Origin of the sequence: Roseibaca calidilacus (genome assembly GCF_001517585.1) — a bacterium.
GTDB lineage: Bacteria > Pseudomonadota > Alphaproteobacteria > Rhodobacterales > Rhodobacteraceae > Roseinatronobacter > Roseinatronobacter calidilacus.
Window position 1 is genome coordinate 1882078 of the sequence record NZ_FBYC01000004.1, and the last position, 16259, is coordinate 1898336.

The following is a 16259-nucleotide window of genomic DNA, read 5'->3' on the forward strand; positions in this document are numbered from 1 at the left end:
TCGATTTGACAGGAGCAGAGGGGGCGCGACGCCGCCTCAGTATTCGGTCAGCGTGACCAGATAGGCCACCACATCCTCGATCTGCTGAGCTGTCAGCAGGGTCGAGAAGGTTTCTGGATTGTAGGCTTTGGCCGTGTATGCGTCGCCCGGGCGAATATAATCGGCCGGGCTGTCATTGTAGAACACCGGCATCATGCTGCCCGGAAACGCGCGCTTGGCGTTGGCAACCAGCCCGCGCAATTCTGCTTCGGACCAACGCGCGCCGACACCATCAAAGGTGGGGCCGACATTGCCCTGAAACGCCACATCGGGCATGGCAGAGTTCTGATGGCAAGCCACGCAATTGCCCAAAGAGCGCTTCGACAGCACTTCGGCGCCGCGCGCCGGGTCGCCGGGAACACCCGTCAATGACATGGGGATGGCGATTTCGTCCTCCCAGACCACGTCCGCCGGTTTGATTTCTGCCGATGCAGAAGCGCCCGCGACAATCATCGCCGTTGCCAATGCTGCGCTGATGAAACGTGAATTCATGGATGTCCTCCCAGACACGCTATGTGGTTTTGGCGCTCTCCCAAGCTCACCATTTGGTTACTGTAGACCATGGGATGCCGTTGCCGCAAATGAAAATTCGGTTTTTTGCATATTCTTTTAGTTGAATAGAGAAACCCGCCCTCAGATCCCAAGGGCGGGGAATTTCATGTATCATTTTCAGATGCTTATTGCGCAGCGCGCATCTCTTCCAAGCGGCGGGCGACATATTTCTGGAAATGCTCGTCGCCCTCGTAACCCTTCTCCAACACCCATTCCAGCATCAGCCGGGTGCTTCCACGCTCGAACGCGCCGGGCATGACAACTGCGGCCGATTCGCGCAGGCCCCCTGATTCGGGAAGCTCTTCCGGCGCGAAGATCAAGGTCGGTGTGAACACCACCCCCCAGTGCCGCGCCATGTCGCGTTCTTCCATGATCGTGCCGTCGAAATCGGTCACTTCCAGATTGCCGAACAGGTTCATCTGGATGACGTAGAAATCCTCGGATAGCAGGCGTTCGATCTCGGGATCGACATAGACCTCTTCATGCATCCGCGTGCAGTAGATACAGCCGCGTTGTTCGAACATCAGCAGCAGGCGTTTGCCTTCGGCATTGGCATCGGCCAGATCGTCGCGCAGGTCGCGGAAGGTTTCCACGAACCATTCGGGCTTGTGCAGGCCATCCTCGCCAATCGGAACGGCGGTGGCGGGACCGGCCAGCATCAGGCTGGCCAGCAGAGCGTAAGCAAGTCGCAGCATGTTTCTCCTCCCAGTTGTCAACCCAAGGTCGCGGTCCACGGCATTTTGCGCACCATCCAATCAGCAATCAGGCTGATCGAATCGGTCGCGATCAGAACCGCGAAGAGCACCAGCATACCCCCCATAACCTTTTCCACATGCGCCAATTTCGACCGGTGCTTGCCAACCCAGTTCAGGAACGGGCGCGCGAACAGCGCCGCCACGACAAAGGGAAATGTCATAGAGATGCCATAGACCGCCAATAGCAGGCCGCCGCGCCAGACCTCTCCCATGCCCGACGCAACCATCAAGATGGCCGCCAAGGCCGGGCCGACACAAGGTGTCCAGCCAAAGCCGAATGCCAGCCCCATGACATAGGACCCCACCACAGATTTCGGCGCGCCGACATTTTCTATGCGGGCCTGTCGATACAGAAACCCAATCTTGATAACGCCCAGAAAATGCAGGCCAAAACCCAGCAACACTGCGGCCGCGACCCATTTCAGAATATCGCGATAGGCGATGAACGCCTGCCCCAGCGCGGTCGCGCCCATGCCAAGAAGCACGAAAATGCTGGTCACGCCCAGCGCGAACGCAACCGATGACAGCACAAGGCGGCGCTGCGCACCGGGTGCCAAACCGCCTTCGTCGCGCAATTCCCCCATCGACAAGCCAGCCATGTAGCACAGGTAGAACGGCACGATCGGCAGAATGCACGGCGTGAAAAACGACAACAACCCCGCCAGTGCCGCGCCTGCAAAACTGATGTCGAACATGTGAGCGCGCTCCTTCGGGTTTGGGCCTGCATGCCGGTTGCAGCGGCCAAAACATCATATTACATTGTTCGTATGTTAAATAGATTTCGTCAACTCGTTGTTTGCGCCGCGCTCGCCGCGGTTGCGCCGGTCTTACCCGCCATGGCAGACCCTGCCGGTGGTTTGCGCCTGCTGATGATAGAGCAATCGGGCTGTTCCTATTGCGTGGCGTTCAACCGCGACATCGCGCCGATCTACGAAAAAACCGAGCTTGGTGCCGCCGCGCCCCTGTTTCATGCCGATCTGAGAGAGGACATGCCCGACGGGGTTAGCTTGGCGTCGAAGCCATTCGTGACCCCCACATTCATTCTGATCGGTCCGGACGGGCAGGAACTGTCACGCTTGACCGGCTTTCCCGGCGAAGATTTTTTCTGGCCTTTTGTTGAGGATATGATCACCCAAGCGCAGGAAAGCTTAGACCAATCCGCCCTGAATTGAGCATTTTCGCGCACAGACCGCCAAATTGATCTGCCATGAACTCGCCACGGCGGAACAGTTCTGTTACAGTCAACGTCATAAAAACGCGCCAAGGTGGCGCTGCAAGACAGTAATGGGCGGATACCTAGCTTTGCCGGATGGGCAATCACTAGACCATGGCGAACCGCAACACACGGATCGCCCGGCGGTAGAAGACGCGCTTCTGCCGACCTCTGCCTTGTGCCATGAAGACCTGCAAACCGAAGCCCGCGCTGCCGCTGATTTCCTGAAAGCCATGGGGCATGAAGGGCGGCTGTTGATGCTTTATCATCTGTGCGAACGGGATTGTTCGGTCACGGAACTGGAAAAGCTGATCCTGTCGCGCCAAGCGGCTGTCAGCCAGCAACTGGCACGGCTGCGCCATGAGAAACTGGTCACAACCCGGCGCGAGGGCAACCAGATCATCTATTCACTGGCAGATGAGCGCGTGCGCGAAGCGGTGCTGCTAATGCAACGCATGTTCCGCCAACCGAAATTCTGATCCAGATCAAGGCAAGTTTTGTGCGCCGGGATTAATGTGCCCCACACTCGAATTATCTGGAGCGCGCGAAATGGACCTGATTCCCATTGTCGACTATCTGGGCGAAAGCAATGTCGAAGCCCTGATGGGCCTGATGGTTGGCATGGTCTTCGGCATTGCCGCGCAACGGTCGCGGTTTTGCCTGCGCGCGGCAACGGTGGAATTCGCGCGCGGAGAACTGGGGCCGCGCATGGCGATCTGGCTGCTGACCTTTTCAACCGCCGTTGTTTGGGTGCAAGGCGCGCAGATGCTGGGCCTGTTCCGCGCCGATGACGCGCGGCTGATGGCCGTCGCCGGGTCGTGGTCCGGCGCTGTGATCGGCGGGCTGATGTTTGGCGCAGGCATGGTGCTGGCACGCGGTTGTTCGGGGCGGTTGCTGGTCTTGGCGGCGACGGGCAACCTGCGCTCGGTCATTGCCGGGATGGTCTTTGCGCTGGTCGCACAAATGGCGATGAGTGGCTGGCTTGCGCCCTTGCGGCTTTGGATGGCCAGCCTCTGGACCACGGCAGGGGGGCGCAACACGCATTTGCTGGACATGGTCGGGCTTGGCCAGAACCTTGGGCTGTGGCTGGGCGTGGCAACCGCGCTCTTGGCCCTGTTTCTGGCGTTTCGTCACAAGCTGACATGGACCTCTTTGGTCTTTGCCTCTGGCGTGGGCTTCGCGGTGGCACTGGGCTGGATCACCACCTGGACGCTGGCCCAAGTGGCCTTCGACCCGATCAACGTAACCTCTGCCACCTTCACCGGCCCTTCGGCCAACACGCTGATGTTCTTTCTGGAACCCGTGCCAAGGCTGCGGTTCGATATCGGGCTGGTGCCGGGCGTGGTGCTGGGGGCGTTCTTGGCCGCACTATTCGCCAAAGAGTTGAAATGGCAGGGCTATGATGGCGCCGACGCCATGCGCCGCTCGCTGTTCGGGGCCGCCCTGATGGGTTTTGGCGGGATGCTGGCGGGCGGCTGCGCCATCGGCTCGCTCACCGGGGCGTCGGTCTTTGCCGGAACCGCGTGGCTGGCGCTGCTGTGCATGTGGATCGGCGCAGGGATCACCGATCTGCTGGTCGATCAGCGCGGCAGCGGCCTTGCCGCGATCAAAGCCTAGAAAACTGGGCCATCGGCCTAGCAGCCGATGGCTGAATTGAACTGGGCACGCAGTTCATCGGCGGTGGGTTGCCCGGGCACAGGGTAATCCCCGCGCGATTCCAGCTCCTGCGCCATCAATTCAATGAGGTCGAGATATTGCCCGGCAGACATACCCTCTGTGCCGGTCCCGTCCCATGTGCCTTCGGTATAGTTCCCAGAGTCCATATTGCGCCTGAACCACTCAACGCGACGGCCATAATAATATCCCAGATTCTCCGAATCCTGATTAGAGGCGTAGTCCGCTTCCCGTTCACTGGCAAAATCTTGCGGCAGATAGCGTGGCGCATACCGCCCTGTCAAAGAAGCTACGGACGCACAAGACAAGCTATTGCCAATATCTGCTCCAAGATCATTTACTCCAACCCTGACAGCCGCGACAACGCTGATACCAAGCCCCAGGATCGCTGCCGACAAAATCACTCAGTCCACGGTGACGGCGCCACTTTCGGATGTAATGAAATCTCGCATAGCCCTAACCATTATTCATCAAAGCACTCGTTCCGGCGATATGAACCTACCCAGAAATTTGGCGCAAATATGTTAACCAGATGAATTAACGTGAAATCATAAGCCTGTTTTCAAGGCCGGGCGGACCACCACGGCCCGTTCAACACAAAGAAGGCACCCAAAGATGCCTTCTGCCCTTGTTTGTGCCACCATCCCTGCGGTTCTGGTGTTCGCCCGGCTGTCAGCCCTACTCCCACTCCATCTCGGAAAAGACCACGCCCGCATTCTTGGTCGCAAGCTCTTCGAACGTGTCCAGATGGGTATAGGGTGATTGATCGACATAATAGGCCGTGGACAAATCCCGCCCTTCATCCAGATGTTCCCCGATCTTTTCACGCAGATACACAAGGTAATCGCGCGTAAACCGCCGCACCTGCGCCAGATTGGTCGGGTGGCCGTGGCCGGGGATGACATAGGTCGGGTTCAACGGCTCGAACGCGGTTTCCCATGTTTCGATCCAGCAGCTTGTGCAGGTGCCCTCAAAAATTGGCGGCATGCGTTCCTGAAACGCGATGTCCCCCGCAATCATCAGCGATTGCTCGGGCAGCCAGACCTGCGTGTCACCGGGGCTATGGGCAGGGCCAAGATGCAACACCTCTATGCGGAAATCGCCCAACGATGCGTCATAGCTGTCTTCGAATGTCAGCGTCGGCGCCATGGGCACGGTGCCTTCGGCATTCTCTTGCGCGTAGTTCTGCAAGGCTTGTAGCCCCTGCCCCGCTTCGCGTTCATATTCATGCGCGGCGTCAACATGGGCCAACACGGGCACGCCCTGTTCAATCCAGTAATTATTGCCCAGCATGGCGTGGCCTTGTCCATTCTCGGCAATGACCAGCTTCACGGGCTGGTCTGTGCGTGCGCGGATTTCGGCATGCAGCGCCTCTGCCAGCTTGTAAGAGGCGCCGGAATTGACCACCACCACCCCGTCGCCGGTGATGATGAAACTCAGGTTGTTGTTATGGCCTGCATTTTCATAGGTGGGCGGCGCAGTTGCGCCAATGGACGACCAAACATTGGGGATCACCTCGACCGGTTTGTTATACAGCACCGATTGCGGGTATTTGTCGGCAATGTCCTCAGAGGCCAGCGCGCTGCCAGCCCACAGCGCCGCGGTCAGGGTCAGCAGAATGGGGCGTGCCATGCCTTAGACCTCCGGGTTGAAGCGGTAGCCACCACCAGACAGCTTTTCAACACGACCCAGCCCACCATCATGCACATGGAACCCGGCAACCAGCAGGTCATCGGCGGTAATGCGGTCCAAAAGCGCTGCACGGCTGGCGGCCCCCATCTGCGGATCTTGGTCGGCCGCAGATTCGAATTCGGGACGCTCAAACGCCACATGGCCGTTGCCAATGGCATCGCCCGTTACAAGCACGCCCTGCCCGCCAAGCTGCACCTGATAGGACATGTGGCCGGGTGTGTGGCCGGGGCTGGCAACGGCCAGAACGCCCGGCACGACCTCTGCCCCGTCTTCGATCAGCATGACCTGATCGGCGATAACCTCCAGCCGTCGGGCCGCGCCAACTGCGAAGGACTGCCGCTCTGCGCCGATCGTGTCGATCGTGTTCGGGTCCATCCAATAGTCCCATTCCGCACGGCCCATGATGATCTGGGCATTCGGCAGGAAGGGTTCGTCGAAATCATCCAGCAAGCCCCAGATGTGGTCTGGATGGGCATGGGTTATGACCAGATGGGTAATCTCTTCGGGGGCCACGCCCATTTCGTCCAGCGTGTCGGGCAACATGCCCGCGCTTGGCATGAAATCGAACCCCGCCCCCACATCAAACAGCACCGTCCGGTCACCATCGCGCAACAGCGTGTGGTTGCAGGGCGGTGTCACCTGCTCCCCAGTCAGGCCGTAGCGGTCGCGCAGCTCTGCCAGAAACTCGGCTGGCAGTTGTTCCAGTGTGGTGTCGAACGGCAGAACAAGATTGCCATCGGACACCATATCCAGACGCGCAGAGCCCACTTCAAGCGTGGTCGCGGCAAAGGCACGGCGGGGCAACAGACCTTGCGCGACCAGCGTGGCTGCAAGCCCGGATTGCAGAAAAAGACGACGATGCATGATTAACTCCCTCAAGAAAGACCCGCGTGTCGCGGGACGATGCCGGAAAGGCGAGGGAGAGCGCAGGTTTCCGTGCACCCTGTTTAATATATGGCGGAAGCTGAATGCAAGCCTCGTCAGAGGTTGCGCATCTGCAATTCGCGCGCGACCTCTGCGCGGACCAGCTTGCGGATGTTGCGGGTGATACGCTCGCCCAATTCGCCCTGCAATTCCTGCCGCACGATTCGGGCGACCATTTCGGCAAGCGCGTCTTCATCGATCACGGTCTCTGCCGGGTCAGGGGCCTTGGTCGGGGCAATGGCCAATGCTTCTTCCAGCCGCGCAAGGGTCGTCTCCAGTTGGCTTTCGCTTTCTGGCAAAGGGGCCTCTGCCATAGGGGCCGGCGCGGTCTGCATCTGAACTTGGGCCGCGTCGCGTCCGGCCTGCGCAATTCTGGTCAGCAAGGGCGCGCGCATCGGCGCATCTGCAAAGCTCGGATGCCCGTGCTGGGAGACAATACCCGGTTGGGGTGCATTGGCCTGCTGCGCCCCGGACGAAGGCGCGGGCGGTGTTGCGTTATCCGCGGCTGTGGGCGTTGCAGACGTGCCAGCGCCACCATCAACCCTTAAAGCAGATGTCAGGACCAGCTTTCCGGGCGACGCGGGTTTGGGCTGCGCAGGGCGTTCCTCATGCGTCACAAGCCGTCGGATGGATGACAACACATCTTCAATCTCGTGCCGCGACATCGCCTCGGTCATGTCTTGCCCTTTCCCCTACCCACAACGAAACCATCATGGCGCGATCTGGCGTCGCGCTTTAACTCTTCAGGACGTAAGCGTAACGCGTCGCGGGCTGTCAGACAATCATCTATGCGCGCTTAGGGTTACTGTGGCTTGTTCAAGGCCCGCAGAACACGGTCCAGCGCCTCTCCCTGAGCAGAGAGAGCGGGCGCGTCCTTGACCACGTTGTAATAGGCTTCCGGGTCATAGGTCGCAATCCCCAAGCCCAAGTGGTCCACCGTCAGCAAACCCATGCTGGACAGCAGCTGATAGGTCGCGGTTTGCAAACCGGCCTCTGCCTGCAACAGGGTGGTGCGGGCGTCGAGCAGGTCGTTCTCGGCGTTCAGAACATCAAGCGTGGTGCGCGCGCCAAGGCGGGCTTCCTCGCGGGTGCCTTCAAATGCGCTTTCCGCAGCGGCCACCTGTTGGCGGCTGGCGGTGATGCGTGCGCGGGTCACGTCAACGTTAGCCCATGCCAGCGCCACGTTCTGCAACACCTGCGCAACCGTCTGGTGCAGCCCGGCGCGGCTGGCATCGCGCTGCGCAATGGCCTTGCGCGACAAGGCCCGCAGTTGTCCGCCTTGGTAAATCGGGCGCGTGTATGAGATGCCCGCGCTCAGGTTGACCGAATCGTTGGTCGCGTTCGAGAAGCTTTGTCCGATCCCGGCAGACCCGGTGACAGAGCCGCGATGCTGGGCTGCGGCGCGTTCGGCCGCCAGATCAGATGCCGTTACTTCGAACTGCGCTTTCAGAATTTCAGGATGCGTGCGCCGCGCGATATCTTGCGCCGCTTCCAAAGATGCCGCCGTGCGCGGCAAAGCCGGGGCAGGCCGCAAGCTTTGCGGATAGCTGCCGGTCACCAGCTTGTAGCCTTCGCGCGCAGCGGCAAGATCGCCTTCGGACGCGGCAAGCTGCGACCGGGCGGCGGCAAGCCGTGCTTCGGCCAAGGACACGTCTGTGCGCGTCACTTCGCCCAGTTCGAACCGTTCACGCGCGGCACTCAGTTCACGGGTGATGACCCGCACCGTGGCCTGCTGCAACAGCACGGCTTCAGTTGCCGTGCGCACATCCATAAAGGCGGAGACGGCATTGAACAGAACTTCTTGTTCCAAGCCAAGCAAGGCCTGCCGCGTGGCCAGAACCTGCGCTTTTGACGCTTCCTTGGCCAATTTTCCGCGCCCGAAATCGATCAGGGTAATCTCGGCATTCAGATTGAACGACAGCTCCAAAGAACTGGTGTTCCGCGAATTCCTTTGCCCTTGGACCCCGGCGGCGAAATTGACCACCGGGCGCATTTGCGCAACGGCGACGGCCACATCTTCGTCGGCGGCGCGCAGCAAAGCGCGGTTTTGGTCCAGAATGTTGGAATTCTGGTAGGCCGCGACGAATGTGTCGGCAAGCGATTGGGCCATGACGGGCAGCGGTGCAAGCAACGCGGCCGCAACACAAATAGCGTTCAAATGTCGGATCATGGTCGCAGCCTTTTAATATTTTGTCTTACAAGCTGAAGGCGCGTTCACGTTCGAAACCGGGAAGCACGGGGGCACCGGCATTGAATTCGTCGCGCCATGCGATCCGGCCCTGTTGCTTCACGCCGACCCGGACAACACCCAGCGTGCCCTCGACGAACAGGCAGGCAACCCGGCCCCCGTCGCGCAGTTGCTGGGCCAGTGTGTCGGGGAACTGCTCTGCCCCGCCTTGCAGGATCATCGCGTCATAAGGCGCGTAATCCGGCGCACCGGCAACCAGCGGCCCGGTGTGCAGCACAACGGTGTCGCAGCCCGTCGCGCTGAGCGCGGTTTGCGCGTCTGCGGCAAGGGACGCATTTTCTTCAACCGCCACAACACCTTGCGCGATCTGCGCCAGAACGGCCGCCGAATACCCGGTGCCGCAACCAATATCGAGCACAAGGTCACGATCGCCAACTTCCAGCGCGTCCAACATCTTGGCGAATGTCCGAGGCTCCAGCAGAACGCGGCCTTCACCCAGATCAATGTTGTTGCCCATATAGGCTGCCTCGACCAGACGCGCGGGCGTGAACACTTCGCGCGGGATACGCAGCATCGCGTCAATGATCGGGAACTTCGTCACATCCGAGGGGCGCACTTGCGTATCCACCATCATGGTGCGACGGGCGGTGAAATCCGGCATGATGTGAACTCTCCGGTTCAGTTTCTGTCCGCTAGTGCTTGCCATAGAACGTGCCACATCGCAACATCGCATCGCGCGGCGGCCACGGGTTTTGCGTTGGTGCGTGGCATGCTAGGTCATACCCCAGATAGCGAAGGGAAAAAGACCATGCATTATTCCGTTTATCTGGCCGGTGAAATCCACACCGATTGGCGCGACACGCTGATCGCCGCATCTAGCGGGTTGCCAGTTTCGTTCAGCACGCCCGTGACCGACCATGCTGCCTCTGACGATTGCGGCGTGGCCATTTTGGGGGCAGAGCCGACCAAGTTCTGGCACGATCACAAAGGCGCCAAGCTAAACGCCATCCGCACCCGCAAAGCCATAGAGGAAGCGGATATCGTCGTTGTCCGCTTTGGCGAGAAATACAAGCAATGGAATGCCGCTTTCGACGCAGGCTATGCCGCCGCGCTTGGCAAATCGCTGATCGTTATGCACGGCGCTGACCATCAGCACGCGCTAAAAGAAGTGGACGCCGCCGCCCTTGCCGTGGTCGAAACACCCGAACAAGTGGCCCAGATCCTGCGATACGTGACCAACGGCACCCTGCCCGGCTGATTTCGCTTTACAGACGAGCAAGGCGACCGCATTAACCCTTTTGCTGTTCAATTGCATCAGGAGCACAACATGCTTAACGAGTTCAAAGCGTTCATCGCGCGCGGCAATGTCATGGATATGGCCGTCGGCATCATTATCGGCGCGGCGTTTACCGCTATCGTCACCTCTTTGGTGGACGATCTGGTCAACCCGCTGATCGGGCTGGTTATCGGCGGGGTCGATTTCAGCGCCATCAGCTTCGGGCTAGGCGATGCGCAATTTATGGTCGGCAATTTCATCAATGCGGTCATCAAATTTCTGATCATCGCATGGGTCGTGTTCCTGCTGGTCAAAGGCGTGAACCGTGTCGCCAATTTGGCCAAGGCGGAAGAAGCGCCGGTCGAAGACGCGCCAAAAGGCCCGACCAGCGAAGAGCTGCTGGCAGAAATCCGCGACGCGCTGAAAGCCCGCTAAGCCCCTCTTGCCAAGCTTGGGCGCGCAGGCTATGCGCGCCCTGCCCTGATCGGGCACAAGTCTCCGCAACCTTGCCAAAACGGACCATAGATATGACCCGCACTTACCTGCCCGGCGTTATCGCCATGGCGGCCGTTGTCGTCGCCTCGAATATTCTTGTTCAATTCCTGTTCGGAAACTGGCTGACATGGGGGGCCTTTACCTACCCGCTGGCCTTTCTGGTCAATGACGTGATGAACCGCGTCTACGGCCCTCAAGCCGCGCGCCGCGTGGTCTGGGTGGGTTTTGGCGTGGGCGTGGCCTGCTCGCTGATCGGCACACAGATCATGGGCGAATTCGGCCCGCTGGTAACATTGCGCATTGCGCTGGGATCGGGCATCGCTTTCCTGACCGCGCAACTGATCGACGTGGCCATTTTCGACCGTCTGCGCGAAGACAAGCACGGGGGCGCATGGTGGCGCGCGCCGCTGGCCTCTACGCTTGTCGGCTCCACGCTGGATACTGCCTTATTTTTCAGCATCGCGTTTTCTGCCACTCTTGTGTTTCTGGAACCCGGCAATGACGTGTCATGGGCCGGTGAATATCTGCCGCTGCTGGGTTTTGGCCCGGAACTGCCGCTGTGGGCGTCGCTGGCGGTGGCTGACTGGGCCGTCAAACTGTCGCTGGCGCTGCTTGCGCTGGTGCCCTTCCGCCTGATCGTTTCGAAAATGACGCAACCTGTCGCATAATTTCTTTTGACAAACACAAAATATGTGCCACCATTCTATTCAACAGCAACGCAATGAAAGGAGGTGGTCCAGTGTCTAGAGTGATGTTGGAGAGAGGTGCGAAGACAGTCATAGGGGGCAAAACCTGACGGCAGCCCCGATGGGGACCCCTTTTGATTGAGCCTTGCTCTAATTGGCTCCATCTCCTGAAGCTCGTTTAGGGCCGTCCAAAAATTGGGCGGCCCTTTCGTTAGGCGGCAATGATTACCATGCGCATAAATGACGACATCACCCTGCAAGATTGGGAACTGACCGAAACATTCACCCGATCGCAAGGGCCGGGCGGGCAGAATGTGAACAAGGTCTCATCCGCCGTGGAATTGCGGTTCGAAGCCGCGCGCAGCCCCAACCTGCCAGACCCGGTCAAGGCGCGCCTGCGGCGGCTGGCCGGGCGGCGCTGGACACAGGATGGCGCTGTGCTGTTGCGGGTTGAGGAGACGCGCAGTCAGGCCCGCAACAGAGAGATCGCGCGCGACCGTTTGGCCCAACTTATTCTAGAAGCCACGAAACGGCCCAAACCGCGTATTCCCACGCGCCCGACCCTTGCCAGCAAGCGCAGACGGCTAGAGGCAAAGACACACAGGGCCAGCATCAAATCTTCGCGAGCGGCACCGCGACCAGACTGACATTGCCGTTAGAACAGGCATGTTCGCCACGACAGGCCGGACCGGTACAAAATTGTTACATTTGCCTGTTAGGCGGGCCGAAATCAGGAATAGTAAATATATGAAAGCGGCATCTCGGCCCCGTGATATTTTGGCAAATGCGCTTGAATTTGTGCGCCCGTCCTTCGTGCAGGTCGCCGCCATGTGCGTGCGTCAAGGTAAGGATGGCCCGGAGGTGCTTCTGATCCAGACGCTGACCCGCAAATTATGGATGGTCCCGAAAGGCTGGCCAATGGATGGGCTGTCCTTGTCAGACGCCGCCGCGCAAGAGGCGTGGGAAGAAGCCGGCGTGCGCGGTCCGATTGCACAAACCCCGCTTGGGGCGTTCAGCTACACCAAGATCAAATCAAGCGGCTTGCCGGTGCAATGCCGCGCGCAAGTGTTTCGGTTGGACGTAACCCACCAATCCGACGACTACCCCGAGGCCAAGAAACGCGTGCGCCGATGGGTCCGCCCTGAAAAGGCCGCAGAGATGGTTCAGAACGCGCAACTTGCGCGCTTGCTGGCGTCTTTGTAACCAAAATACGACACATCCGGCACTCTTGGCAGAAAAGCACCCGCCGTTGCCGCCCATTACGATGGGTGCTAATCGTCGCGCGTTACAAATTCCTTACAAAGGAGCCGCAGGCGTGGCGGAACAGTTCGAGAAATCCTGGCAAACCCTCAACAAGGACCTTGATCGGATTTCCGCACTGGAGCAGGCCACGGCCTACACTGCGCGCCCGCTTGTCGCCGCAGGCGGGGCGCTGGCCTTCATGGCGCTTGCCGGGATCATGGCCGCCGCGCTGATCGGGTTTGACCCGATTGGGCTGATCGTGGTCGCTGCCGCGATTTTCGGGGCCTATATGGCGCTGAATATCGGTGCGAATGACGTGGCCAACAATATGGGCCCGGCAGTGGGTGCGCGCGCCCTGACCATTGGCACAGCGCTGATTATCGCCGCCATCTGCGAAACTGCCGGGGCGCTGATCGCCGGGGGCGATGTGGTCGGCACAGTGTCGCTTGGCATCATCTCGCCCACGGCGGTGGCCGAGACCCAGACCTTTATCTGGGCGATGATGGCTGCGCTGCTGGGCGGGGCGCTTTGGGTCAATCTGGCCACCTGGGTCGGCGCGCCGGTGTCAACGACGCATTCCATTGTCGGCGGGGTTATGGGGGCAGGCATTGCCGCCGCCGGGTTCGGCGCCGTCAACTGGGTGATGATGGGACAGATCGCGGCAAGCTGGGTCATCTCTCCGCTGCTGGGCGGCTTGTTTGCCGCAGCGTTTCTGGCTGTCATAAAATCGCGGATCATCTACCGCCCCGACAAGATTGCGGCCGCGCGCTACTGGGTGCCCATTCTGATTGGCATCATGGCCGGATGTTTCACGACCTATCTGGCGTTGAAAGGGTTCAGCAAGATTTACACGGTCAGCTTTCAGAATGCACTTCTGGCCGGGCTGGCGGTCGGGCTGGGAATGACCTTCGCCATGCGCCCCGTGATCCGCCGTCAAAGCGAGGGGATGGAAAACCGCAAGAAATCTCTTAAGGTCTTGTTCAACATCCCGCTTATTTTTTCGGCAGCGTTGTTATCCTTCGCGCATGGTGCCAATGACGTGGCCAATGCCGTTGGCCCGGTCGCCGCGATTGTCCATGCCGTGCAGGATGGGGGCGCGTCAGACAGCGTTGGCATTCCGTTTTGGGTCATGCTGATCGGCGCGGTCGGCTTGTCCGTGGGGCTGCTTCTGTTTGGCCCAAAGCTCATCAATATTGTCGGCAGCGAGATTACACGCCTGAACGCCATGCGCGCCTATTGCGTTGCGTTGGCAGCCGCGATCACGGTGATTTTCGCGTCATGGCTTGGCTTGCCTGTCAGCTCTACCCATATCGCCATCGGAGCGGTTTTCGGGGTCGGCTTTTTCCGCGAGTGGTATCACGAGCGCGTGCTGAAGGTAGTGCAGGTTGACCTAACCTCGCCGCCCGAGTTGCGCACACGCAAGAAAGTGGTGCGGCGCGGCCATTTCGTGACCATCCTTGCCGCTTGGGTCGTCACCGTTCCATTGGCTGCGGCATTGTCGGCAGCTCTGTTCTACGCAATGCAATTCATAACGCTGTGATATCAGCCAGCGACATCGCGCATTAGCTGCGGCGCACCCGGATAATTACGTCCACGCGCGCAATCTCTGCGCCTTCGGGCGCGGCGGGCAGGCGGGCGATTTCCAATTCGGACGCAGGCGCGTCGCTCAGATCCTGCGTATCTTCCCAGAAGAAATGCGGGTGATCGTCGGTGCAGGTGTCGAAATAGGATTTCTGACCATCCACCGTGATCTCGTTCATAAGGCCTGCTTCGCAGAAAGCCCGCAACGTGTTGTAAACCGTTGCCAAAGATACGCTTTCGCCCCGTTCTTTCGCGGCCATGAACAAGCCTTCGGCGGTCACATGGCGGTCGCAGCCATCGCCCACAAGCAAGCTTGCCAAGGACAAGCGTTGGCGCGTCGGCCGCACCTGCGCGCGGGACAACCAGTGAGCACCCTTTTGCAGGGCAGCGTCGGTGATATCTGCGAAATTTGTATCCATCCCCCTTAAATACGCGTACGCAGCACAAATTTCAAATGAAAACAGGTCGCAGGAAACATCACGCGGTCTTGCGGCCTGTCAAATGAGGGTGATACACCCGTGCAACGCTATAAAGGAGTGCCGAAATGTCCCAGTTCCCGACCTCGTTTGACAAAGAGGGCCTGCTGGCCTGCGCCCGTGGCGAACTGTTCGGCCCCGGCAACGCACAGCTGCCCGCACCGCCCATGCTGATGATGGATCGGATCACCGATATCTCGGCTGATGGCGGCTTGCATGGCAAAGGGCATGTGGTCGCAGAGTTCGACATCACGCCCGATCTGTGGTTTTTCGACTGCCATTTTCCGGGCAACCCTATTATGCCCGGCTGCCTTGGGCTGGATGGGCTGTGGCAATTGACCGGTTTCAACCTTGGCTGGCGTGGCTGGCAAGGGCGCGGCTATGCGCTTGGCGTCGGAGAGGTGAAACTGACCGGCATGGTCCGCCCCGACCGCAAGATGCTGACCTACAAGGTCGACTTCACCAAGGCGATCCAGACACGGCGCCTGACAATGGGCGTGGCCGACGGCGTGGTCGAAGCCGACGGCGAGGTGATCTATCAAGTGAAAGACATGAAAGTGGCCCTGTCAGAGGGCTGACGCCCCCGGTGCCACCCGACGCCCCATGATATAAAAAAGCAAGTTTGATTCAGATCAGGACATTTCACGCAATTCCGGTTACATAAGATCAAAGGAAAGCGGAAAAGATGCGCCTGACCACCAGAACAAACCTGGCCCTGCGGGTCTTGATGACCTGCGGGATCAATCACGGCGAAAAGCTGCGCACCGCGGATATTGCGGAACGCTGCAACGCGTCGGTTCATCATCTGTTGCAGGTGGTGCATACTTTGCAAGAACACGAGTTCATCGAAACGCTGCGCGGGCGCAGCGGCGGGCTGAAGCTGGCGCGTGACAGCGACGCGATTTCGATCGGTGAAGTGTTTCGCATTTTCGAATCCGGCACACCCTTCGCCGAGTGTTTCGCGCCCGACAGCAATACCTGCCCGCTGGTCGGCTCTTGCCGGTTGCGCAACTATATCCAGCGCGCACTGGACGCCTTCTATCACGAGTTGGACCTGATTACCCTGCAAGACTTGGTGCGCGGCAATTGCGGCTTGCGCGAGTTGCTTGCCATGGCGCCCGATCCGTCGCAAAGCTGCAAAGGGCAGATGGCGTAACACAAGGCACCCGCGATGGTGCCACTGCGCGCCATGTTCGGCAACCGCTTTCCCGCGCCCGTTGCGGCACAGATCACCCGCTGGGGGCAAAACCCGCTTAGCCTTGGCAGCTACAGTTTCAACGCGGTGGGCACAGGTCCACAAACCCGCCGCGCGCTTGGCGGTGCGGATTGGGACGGCGCGCTGTGGTTCGCAGGCGAAGCGACAGAGCCCGGTTTTTTCGGCACCGCCCACGGGGCCTACCTGTCGGGTCAGAGCGTGGCCAAGGCCATCTTGCAGCAATGAGCCGCCAAGTTGACCAAGCGGCACG

General features: G+C 59.9%; 22 protein-coding genes. 12 read left to right on the forward strand and 10 right to left on the reverse strand.

Annotated elements, in window-relative coordinates:
• Nucleotides 1-36: 36 nt before the first annotated feature.
• From soxX to AWT76_RS12785, 3 genes are all read right to left on the reverse strand, one after another.
• Nucleotides 37-531 (reverse strand): sulfur oxidation c-type cytochrome SoxX, encoded by a 495-nt coding sequence (gene soxX, locus AWT76_RS12775; protein WP_072246681.1) that lies wholly within the window; start codon nucleotides 529-531, stop codon nucleotides 37-39.
• A gap of 185 nt (nucleotides 532-716) precedes the next feature.
• Complete coding sequence (locus AWT76_RS12780; protein ID WP_072246682.1) at nucleotides 717-1286, reverse strand: thioredoxin family protein; 570 nt, start codon at nucleotides 1284-1286, stop codon at nucleotides 717-719.
• Between the two features lie 17 nt (nucleotides 1287-1303).
• Nucleotides 1304-2041, reverse strand: a complete 738-nt coding sequence (locus AWT76_RS12785; protein ID WP_072246683.1) for a cytochrome c biogenesis CcdA family protein — start codon at nucleotides 2039-2041, stop codon at nucleotides 1304-1306.
• A gap of 141 nt (nucleotides 2042-2182) precedes the next feature.
• Between AWT76_RS12785 and AWT76_RS12790 the strand changes: the two genes are divergently transcribed.
• From AWT76_RS12790 to AWT76_RS12800, 3 genes are all read left to right on the forward strand, one after another.
• Nucleotides 2183-2518 (forward strand): thioredoxin domain-containing protein, encoded by a 336-nt coding sequence (locus AWT76_RS12790; protein WP_141655959.1) that lies wholly within the window; start codon nucleotides 2183-2185, stop codon nucleotides 2516-2518.
• Between the two features lie 112 nt (nucleotides 2519-2630).
• Nucleotides 2631-3038, forward strand: a complete 408-nt coding sequence (locus tag AWT76_RS12795) for an ArsR/SmtB family transcription factor (RefSeq protein WP_072246685.1) — start codon at nucleotides 2631-2633, stop codon at nucleotides 3036-3038.
• A 70-nt stretch (nucleotides 3039-3108) separates the two neighbouring features.
• The gene (locus AWT76_RS12800) at nucleotides 3109-4176 is read left to right on the forward strand and encodes a YeeE/YedE family protein (protein WP_072246686.1); all 1068 of its coding nucleotides are present in this window, start codon (nucleotides 3109-3111) and stop codon (nucleotides 4174-4176) included.
• 17 nt (nucleotides 4177-4193) lie between these two features.
• Here the strand turns inward: AWT76_RS12800 and AWT76_RS12805 are convergent, their stop codons facing one another.
• The 6 genes from AWT76_RS12805 to AWT76_RS12830 form a co-directional block, all read right to left on the reverse strand.
• Nucleotides 4194-4631 carry a hypothetical protein gene (locus AWT76_RS12805; protein WP_176699396.1) on the reverse strand — a complete coding sequence of 146 codons (438 nt, stop codon included), beginning with the start codon at nucleotides 4629-4631 and terminating at the stop codon, nucleotides 4194-4196.
• A 280-nt stretch (nucleotides 4632-4911) separates the two neighbouring features.
• Entirely contained in the window at nucleotides 4912-5865 is a 954-nt protein-coding gene (locus AWT76_RS12810; protein WP_072246688.1) for an MBL fold metallo-hydrolase, read from the reverse strand.
• A gap of 3 nt (nucleotides 5866-5868) precedes the next feature.
• Nucleotides 5869-6789 carry an MBL fold metallo-hydrolase gene (locus AWT76_RS12815; RefSeq protein WP_072246689.1) on the reverse strand — a complete coding sequence of 307 codons (921 nt, stop codon included), beginning with the start codon at nucleotides 6787-6789 and terminating at the stop codon, nucleotides 5869-5871.
• Between the two features lie 116 nt (nucleotides 6790-6905).
• Nucleotides 6906-7526 (reverse strand): hypothetical protein, encoded by a 621-nt coding sequence (locus tag AWT76_RS12820; RefSeq protein WP_072246690.1) that lies wholly within the window; start codon nucleotides 7524-7526, stop codon nucleotides 6906-6908.
• 125 nt (nucleotides 7527-7651) lie between these two features.
• Complete coding sequence (locus tag AWT76_RS12825; RefSeq protein WP_072246691.1) at nucleotides 7652-9019, reverse strand: TolC family outer membrane protein; 1368 nt, start codon at nucleotides 9017-9019, stop codon at nucleotides 7652-7654.
• A gap of 25 nt (nucleotides 9020-9044) precedes the next feature.
• A complete protein-coding gene (locus tag AWT76_RS12830; RefSeq protein WP_072246692.1) occupies nucleotides 9045-9698 on the reverse strand; it encodes a protein-L-isoaspartate O-methyltransferase family protein in 654 nt (217 codons plus the stop codon).
• Between the two features lie 147 nt (nucleotides 9699-9845).
• Here AWT76_RS12830 and AWT76_RS12835 point away from each other — a divergent pair, with 147 nt between their 5' ends.
• The 6 genes from AWT76_RS12835 to AWT76_RS12860 all read left to right on the forward strand — a co-directional run bounded on the left by AWT76_RS12835 (nucleotide 9846) and on the right by AWT76_RS12860 (nucleotide 14276).
• Nucleotides 9846-10295 (forward strand): YtoQ family protein, encoded by a 450-nt coding sequence (locus AWT76_RS12835; protein ID WP_072246693.1) that lies wholly within the window; start codon nucleotides 9846-9848, stop codon nucleotides 10293-10295.
• A gap of 69 nt (nucleotides 10296-10364) precedes the next feature.
• Nucleotides 10365-10748: a large conductance mechanosensitive channel protein MscL gene (mscL, locus tag AWT76_RS12840; RefSeq protein ID WP_072247705.1), complete on the forward strand. Its 384-nt coding sequence runs from the start codon at nucleotides 10365-10367 to the stop codon at nucleotides 10746-10748.
• 92 nt (nucleotides 10749-10840) lie between these two features.
• Nucleotides 10841-11476, forward strand: coding sequence for a queuosine precursor transporter (locus AWT76_RS12845; RefSeq protein ID WP_072246694.1), 636 nt, complete (start codon nucleotides 10841-10843; stop codon nucleotides 11474-11476).
• A 248-nt stretch (nucleotides 11477-11724) separates the two neighbouring features.
• A complete protein-coding gene (gene arfB, locus AWT76_RS12850; protein ID WP_072247706.1) occupies nucleotides 11725-12141 on the forward strand; it encodes an alternative ribosome rescue aminoacyl-tRNA hydrolase ArfB in 417 nt (138 codons plus the stop codon).
• Nucleotides 12142-12241: 100 nt separating this feature from the next.
• Nucleotides 12242-12697: an NUDIX hydrolase gene (locus AWT76_RS12855; RefSeq protein WP_072246695.1), complete on the forward strand. Its 456-nt coding sequence runs from the start codon at nucleotides 12242-12244 to the stop codon at nucleotides 12695-12697.
• 112 nt (nucleotides 12698-12809) lie between these two features.
• Entirely contained in the window at nucleotides 12810-14276 is a 1467-nt protein-coding gene (locus AWT76_RS12860; protein ID WP_072246696.1) for an inorganic phosphate transporter, read from the forward strand.
• 22 nt (nucleotides 14277-14298) lie between these two features.
• Here AWT76_RS12860 and irr read toward each other — a convergent pair whose 3' ends face one another.
• On the reverse strand, nucleotides 14299-14736 hold the full coding sequence (gene irr / locus AWT76_RS12865; protein ID WP_072246697.1) for a Fur family transcriptional regulator Irr: 438 nt from the start codon (nucleotides 14734-14736) through the stop codon (nucleotides 14299-14301).
• Between the two features lie 125 nt (nucleotides 14737-14861).
• Between irr and fabA the strand changes: the two genes are divergently transcribed.
• The 3 genes from fabA to AWT76_RS12880 all read left to right on the forward strand — a co-directional run bounded on the left by fabA (nucleotide 14862) and on the right by AWT76_RS12880 (nucleotide 16234).
• A complete protein-coding gene (fabA, locus tag AWT76_RS12870; RefSeq protein ID WP_072246698.1) occupies nucleotides 14862-15371 on the forward strand; it encodes a bifunctional 3-hydroxydecanoyl-ACP dehydratase/trans-2-decenoyl-ACP isomerase in 510 nt (169 codons plus the stop codon).
• A gap of 107 nt (nucleotides 15372-15478) precedes the next feature.
• Nucleotides 15479-15949 (forward strand): RrF2 family transcriptional regulator, encoded by a 471-nt coding sequence (locus AWT76_RS12875; protein WP_072246699.1) that lies wholly within the window; start codon nucleotides 15479-15481, stop codon nucleotides 15947-15949.
• 15 nt (nucleotides 15950-15964) lie between these two features.
• Nucleotides 15965-16234 (forward strand): FAD-dependent oxidoreductase, encoded by a 270-nt coding sequence (locus AWT76_RS12880; RefSeq protein WP_082700201.1) that lies wholly within the window; start codon nucleotides 15965-15967, stop codon nucleotides 16232-16234.
• Nucleotides 16235-16259 lie beyond the last annotated feature (25 nt).

Excerpts from the sequence above, each read along its gene's own strand:
- AWT76_RS12810 (WP_072246688.1), bottom strand. The coding sequence starts at position 5,865 with ATGGCACGCCCCATTCTGCTGACCCTGACCGCGGCGCTGTGGGCTGGC.
- soxX (WP_072246681.1), bottom strand. The coding sequence starts at position 531 with ATGAATTCACGTTTCATCAGCGCAGCATTGGCAACGGCGATGATTGTC.
- AWT76_RS12880 (WP_082700201.1), top strand. The coding sequence starts at position 15,965 with ATGGTGCCACTGCGCGCCATGTTCGGCAACCGCTTTCCCGCGCCCGTT.
- fabA (WP_072246698.1), top strand. The coding sequence starts at position 14,862 with ATGTCCCAGTTCCCGACCTCGTTTGACAAAGAGGGCCTGCTGGCCTGC.
- AWT76_RS12820 (WP_072246690.1), bottom strand. The coding sequence starts at position 7,526 with ATGACCGAGGCGATGTCGCGGCACGAGATTGAAGATGTGTTGTCATCC.
- arfB (WP_072247706.1), top strand. The coding sequence starts at position 11,725 with ATGCGCATAAATGACGACATCACCCTGCAAGATTGGGAACTGACCGAA.
- AWT76_RS12825 (WP_072246691.1), bottom strand. The coding sequence starts at position 9,019 with ATGATCCGACATTTGAACGCTATTTGTGTTGCGGCCGCGTTGCTTGCA.
- AWT76_RS12815 (WP_072246689.1), bottom strand. The coding sequence starts at position 6,789 with ATGCATCGTCGTCTTTTTCTGCAATCCGGGCTTGCAGCCACGCTGGTC.
- AWT76_RS12800 (WP_072246686.1), top strand. The coding sequence starts at position 3,109 with ATGGACCTGATTCCCATTGTCGACTATCTGGGCGAAAGCAATGTCGAA.
- mscL (WP_072247705.1), top strand. The coding sequence starts at position 10,365 with ATGCTTAACGAGTTCAAAGCGTTCATCGCGCGCGGCAATGTCATGGAT.
- irr (WP_072246697.1), bottom strand. The coding sequence starts at position 14,736 with ATGGATACAAATTTCGCAGATATCACCGACGCTGCCCTGCAAAAGGGT.
- AWT76_RS12875 (WP_072246699.1), top strand. The coding sequence starts at position 15,479 with ATGCGCCTGACCACCAGAACAAACCTGGCCCTGCGGGTCTTGATGACC.
- AWT76_RS12795 (WP_072246685.1), top strand. The coding sequence starts at position 2,631 with ATGGGCGGATACCTAGCTTTGCCGGATGGGCAATCACTAGACCATGGC.
- AWT76_RS12780 (WP_072246682.1), bottom strand. The coding sequence starts at position 1,286 with ATGCTGCGACTTGCTTACGCTCTGCTGGCCAGCCTGATGCTGGCCGGT.
- AWT76_RS12845 (WP_072246694.1), top strand. The coding sequence starts at position 10,841 with ATGACCCGCACTTACCTGCCCGGCGTTATCGCCATGGCGGCCGTTGTC.
- AWT76_RS12855 (WP_072246695.1), top strand. The coding sequence starts at position 12,242 with ATGAAAGCGGCATCTCGGCCCCGTGATATTTTGGCAAATGCGCTTGAA.
- AWT76_RS12830 (WP_072246692.1), bottom strand. The coding sequence starts at position 9,698 with ATGCCGGATTTCACCGCCCGTCGCACCATGATGGTGGATACGCAAGTG.
- AWT76_RS12785 (WP_072246683.1), bottom strand. The coding sequence starts at position 2,041 with ATGTTCGACATCAGTTTTGCAGGCGCGGCACTGGCGGGGTTGTTGTCG.
- AWT76_RS12790 (WP_141655959.1), top strand. The coding sequence starts at position 2,183 with ATGGCAGACCCTGCCGGTGGTTTGCGCCTGCTGATGATAGAGCAATCG.
- AWT76_RS12835 (WP_072246693.1), top strand. The coding sequence starts at position 9,846 with ATGCATTATTCCGTTTATCTGGCCGGTGAAATCCACACCGATTGGCGC.